Origin of the sequence: Nocardia anaemiae NBRC 100462 (assembly GCF_001612725.1) — a bacterium.
Classification (GTDB): Bacteria; Actinomycetota; Actinomycetes; order Mycobacteriales; family Mycobacteriaceae; genus Nocardia; species Nocardia anaemiae.
This window is the reverse complement of sequence record NZ_BDAZ01000124.1, coordinates 1-1331: the sequence shown is the minus strand read 5'-3', so window position 1 is coordinate 1331 and position 1331 is coordinate 1. Positions and strand designations below refer to the sequence as shown.

General features: G+C 66.2%; 1 protein-coding gene and 1 pseudogene. Both read right to left on the bottom strand.

Annotated features, from left to right (window positions below):
* A partial coding sequence (locus NA5_RS42775; RefSeq protein ID WP_245672686.1) for a transposase occupies positions 1–799 on the bottom strand: 799 nt, incomplete at its 3' end.
* 238 nt (positions 800–1037) lie between these two features.
* Positions 1038–1292, bottom strand: a pseudogene (locus tag NA5_RS43435) (transposase family protein); the annotation flags it as partial.
* Positions 1293–1331: the final 39 nt, after the last annotated feature.

Genomic DNA, 1331 nt, shown 5'->3' with positions numbered 1-1331 from the left:
GCTGCAGCTGCTGTTTTTCGTCGTCCGTCAGCGCGGTCGCCGGTCGCATCATCCAGCCGGCGACGTCACGCGGTGTCGGCGCCGCGAGGGTTTTCGTCGCTGGCGGTGGTGTGGCGGTGCGCCAGGTCTGCACCAGCCGCCGCACCGAGCGGTGGCTGCCGTTGTAGCCGCGTTCCCGCAGCTCTTCGAGCAGGCGCAGCGCGTTGGTGCATCCCTCGTCCCAGCGTTGCCGCAGATAGGGCGTGTGCTCATCGAGAGCGCTGCCGCGTTTGGGGACAGGGGTGAGCAGATGCTCGACGTCTTCGGCCTGCAGGTAGCGGCGAACTGTCTTGCGGTCCAGCTGTAACCGCTCGCTGATGACGGTGATGTTCACACCGCGGGCGAACAACTCGTGGATGTCGGTATACCTCTGCCGGATCGTCTCGGCCCGGAATCCCGAGTTCGCAGGCTCAGCCTCCAGCGTCACCGGTTCATGGCCGGAAACAGGTGTATCCTCTTGCAGGACAAGGCATTTACGATGCGCACGAACGACTCGATCGACCGCAGTGGTGAGGTTGTGCAACAAATGCCACCGATCGGCGACCTGGATCGCAGCGGGTGCACCGCGGCTGGCGCCATCGGCGTAGGGGCCTCCGCGGTCGCGGCAGACGACCCGGACCTCCGGATGCTCGCGCAGCCAGTCGGCGACTGTGTCGGAGGTGCGGGTCTTCGAGCAGATCGACCGGTTGCCGAGTGGCCATGTCGACGATGATCGTGCCGTAGATGCGCCCCCGCCGGATGGCGAAGTCGTCGATGCCAACGGCAGGCAGCGCGCCGACTTGCGGCAACGGGATTGCTCGGACCAGGCGCAACAACGTGGACCGCGACACCTCCGTTGCGAGGTGGCGGGTCATCCGGTGACCGCCCCGACCGCCCAGCGCCAGTCCGACCTTGGTCAGCAGCGTGGTCAGCATGTTGCTGCGGCGCTGATACCACCCGGCCAGCTCGCCGAGTTGCTCCGCGAAAATCACCTGGGCACACTGCCGGTCAAGGCATCGGAATCGCCGTACCTGCAAGCGAATACGTACTGCACGCCCGCCCACGCTGCAATCGGACAGATACCGGACGTATCGGCTGTGAACCCGCTCGGATGCTGTCCCGCACCTCGGGCATGTGGCGGTGCCCGTGTCGGTGCGGGCATCGAACCAGATCGTCGCTCCGCGGGCCTCCACGCCGTCGACTCGAACCCCCGACAAATGCGGGAACAGCACGCCACACACCGACTCCACCACGCTCACAGCCACCAGCAGCATCTACAACGGAACTACCAGCACCGCAACGCGATTGCCGAG